We start from the raw sequence: 3,047 nt of genomic DNA on the forward strand, positions 1-3,047 counted from the left end.
TGCGCTATTTGTCGCAAATATTCGATTTGTCCGTGACCACCTTTGAAATCTGGATAAATCACGCCTGCTAAAGAAAACTCCGCATTTGCAACAGCAGGCAATTGAAGAGCAGCTTTTCGCCCCAATCGCCCTTGCTCTACCCATGGAACCCCATAAGACATATCAAGTGTTTGATAAGCTGCTGTTTCAATCGAAAAAATAAAACCACCCAAAGCTAACATCATAGTATTTAATCCGAAAGGCTAGAGGCTATAAATTTGAAATCATCACGCGTGCGTCTACTTCAATAGATTTGTGAACCTGTAATGGGCTTTGGAGCTTTAAAGGTAGCCACTTTTGCATTTGGAGCTTCTATGTGTCCTGTTTCGACTATGCCTGTATTAAAATCACTTTTACCTTTTCCAGATGGAGAGCATAGGGGACAATTACGGTATCCAGCATTCTTTTTGCCCGTGCATTGGTTTCTTCGGTAAAGGTTTTTAAAGTTTGGGTTGAAGTTTTGTTGATTGAAACATTAAAGCCTAGCTTTTCTTTCATCCAAATTAGGCATCCAGCTGGTTAATTTGCTTATCATGCTGCTAAACCATTCGGACAGGGCTTGCCACTTGCTTTTGATGCCGTCTCACAAGCTACCAATGAGATCGGATTTTATCTCCAAAAATGCATGCAACTCACGAGCATTTACCGTTTGAACGGTATCCTGCTCAATAATTTGTTCTTTAATTTCTATAAGGGTATTCATAAAGGACTCCTAGTTGTTAGACGTTTCTTAATGACACTCTAAAAGAGCTCTGGGTGCTAAGAAACATGGGCAACTAGCTCGTCCGTTACATTTTCCCCGTAAAAGGGTCTTGTATAGTGTAACTACATCTTACAAAGTCATTATATGGGTGTAACATACAACGAGTCAAAACTTTAATTGGCGAAGAAGATATTGTTCCAGCAATCCGTTCGCTCATTGCTTTAAGGTGTTTCTTAGGTACCTGATTCGATTATTCATATCGCTGTAATAATGTCACGCAGTAATATCACTTTTTTCTAAAATTATAAGCACATCTTTACTTTATTTGTCGACTCACTTTAAATTTTTCGGCTTAGTTTTTTATTTATAGTGAAGGGGAAAATAATGCTCAATACGCTTGATACAATTGCGGTGATCGTATGCTTGTTATTATTCCCAGTGATGTTTGTCGGACTTGTTTTAGTGTGTATAAAAAAATGGCGGAAAAACGGATTGAAAACTCTTGGTATTGGAGTTTTATTATTTCTCGGCTCTGCAATATTAGGTGCGTTTTTTTTGCACAAACTCGAACCAGATCAAGTTACATACAATAATGAAATTTTTTCCTCCTCCTCGACTTTATTAACATATGTTGCTACTCAAAATGAAAGCGTGAAACATGTACTACCTGAGAATACTGATAAGCAAAGTATCCATGTTCAAGACAAAAAGTCAGACGAAAATGATGGTCTAGGTTTTTGGGGATGGTTCAGGTTAATTTTCTTTGCATGTATTGCTTTGTCTATTTTTGTTCATTGGCAAGATAAACGCAAAAAACGTTTTAAAGAAAAAGTTTCAGAGCAGGTTTTAATACCTCCCCCCCATATCCACCCTTCTTCTGATTTATCAGTTGTTAATAAAATGTCGCCGGAACTTGAAAAAAAGCGGTTAGAAAAGAGGGTACAGATCTTTCTCCTTTGTGTTCTGTTGAGTGGAGGCATTGTGGTAACAGTAACTATTACACCATGGTTATTACTACCCATTCTTATTGTTTTAATTTTTGTTATTATTGCCTATCGTGAGGCGAAAAAGGAAAAAAACTTTGAGCAAGAAGTTGCTTTGTGGCAATCAGATATTCCTCCCTCTAATTTTGAGGAAGCATGTGAAATGTTTCAAGAACTTGACGCAAGTGAATATGATTATCGTTTAGCAAAAAATGAAAAACTGTTGGGAGTTCAAGAACGCGTTACCTTCAATATTGGCGAAAAGACTCCAGCTTTAGGACGTCTTTTAGTAACAAACCAAGCTATTGTATTTGTAAGCCCTGAAGATAATGAAAGGACTACTTGGGCAGGAATTGCATCAGTCATTATAACATACCAAAGATGTCACATCAGTCACCGTACTGGCTCACCATGGAGTTACCGATTTAGTGCCATTCCAAATCCAAGGTTTGTAGCAGTAATTCGGGCTCTTGGGCAGCCTTATTAATTTTTAAACACACAAGATAAAGATACGTCCATTTTTTATCTCCCGCAAGATAAGCTTATACATACTAGATTCTGAGGCTTGGACATCTGTGACAGTGAAGTGCTCTTGAGAAGAGGGCGCTTTGCTGTTTTCAGGAGAGAGGACCACAATACTATCTTGAGGTTTTGGTGGTATTCCCCCGATATCATTGATACAAAGATCAAGTTCCTTTCTTGCAATTGTGGTGGGGATTCTGCCCCCAGTGTCCGATTCCGAATGTTTAATGCCGTAAATCGCTGTGATACGAAAAGATTGCTGGTTGTCCTTTCGCGTGTAGATGATGGGCTGCCCAAAAGTGTTGCGTACATCTTTAACCATTTGGTTTAGCAGCCCGTGCCATCGCATATTATTTCGCTCCAATCACTGCTTTAAACAGCATTTCAGGGCGTGTACAGATGTAAAGCGGATAGCTATAGACCTCCGGTTTTACCCATGCATTACGGTCGTGGTCGACGATTAGCATCGTGTAGAGAGGTTTTCCAACGGTGTTAGCAAAATCCAAGCTTTCCCCTGGTGCAAAGGTTTTTTGGAATACACCAGGTGCATCAACAGGAAAGAATTGACATTCATCAGGCTTAATTCCTATGGCGCGTTTGGTTCCAGCCTTCGCACTTACATTATAGTTGTGAATACTCCGGTAATTAATGAAAGTGACACCTGCAAAGTCAAAACTGCCAAAGCTCCCCGAGCCAAGAGCGCTTGGTGTTGCAACACCTCCAGCGCTATTGAGTGTCTGTGCTAAGGCTGTGTTTAAATAGGTCTCACGAATTGTTTTATGGTTTTTCAACTTGGAAAA

At 39.5% G+C, this 3,047-nt stretch carries 4 protein-coding genes and 2 pseudogenes; 1 reads left to right on the top strand and 5 read right to left on the bottom strand.

All coding sequences use genetic code 11. The annotated features are described in order from the left end of the window. The 3 genes and pseudogenes from ACFIKE_RS09015 to ACFIKE_RS09025 all read right to left on the bottom strand — a co-directional run. Positions 1 to 224, bottom strand: a 224-nt coding sequence (locus ACFIKE_RS09015; protein WP_375649426.1) for a phage tail protein, incomplete at its 3' end; no start/stop codon positions are given. A gap of 28 nt (positions 225 to 252) precedes the next feature. Beyond that, a pseudogene (locus tag ACFIKE_RS09020) lies at positions 253 to 622 on the bottom strand (phage tail protein); the annotation flags it as partial. An 18-nt stretch (positions 623 to 640) separates the two neighbouring features. Then, positions 641 to 742 (bottom strand): annotated as a pseudogene (locus ACFIKE_RS09025) (phage antirepressor Ant); the annotation flags it as partial. A gap of 384 nt (positions 743 to 1,126) precedes the next feature. Between ACFIKE_RS09025 and ACFIKE_RS09030 the strand changes: the two are divergent. Then, positions 1,127 to 2,212, top strand: coding sequence for a hypothetical protein (locus tag ACFIKE_RS09030; RefSeq protein WP_375649428.1), 1,086 nt, complete (start codon positions 1,127 to 1,129; stop codon positions 2,210 to 2,212). Positions 2,213 to 2,215: 3 nt separating this feature from the next. Here ACFIKE_RS09030 and ACFIKE_RS09035 read toward each other — a convergent pair whose 3' ends face one another. Together ACFIKE_RS09035 and ACFIKE_RS09040 are read right to left on the bottom strand one after the other, a co-directional pair. Further along, the gene (locus ACFIKE_RS09035; RefSeq protein WP_375649430.1) at positions 2,216 to 2,596 is read right to left on the bottom strand and encodes a hypothetical protein; all 381 of its coding nucleotides are present in this window, start codon (positions 2,594 to 2,596) and stop codon (positions 2,216 to 2,218) included. 1 nt (position 2,597) lies between these two features. After that, a partial coding sequence (locus tag ACFIKE_RS09040) for a major capsid protein (protein ID WP_375649433.1) occupies positions 2,598 to 3,047 on the bottom strand: 450 nt, incomplete at its 5' end.

Source organism: Bartonella sp. MU70NMGDW, from assembly GCF_042194085.1.
Lineage (GTDB): Bacteria > Pseudomonadota > Alphaproteobacteria > Rhizobiales > Rhizobiaceae > Bartonella > Bartonella grahamii.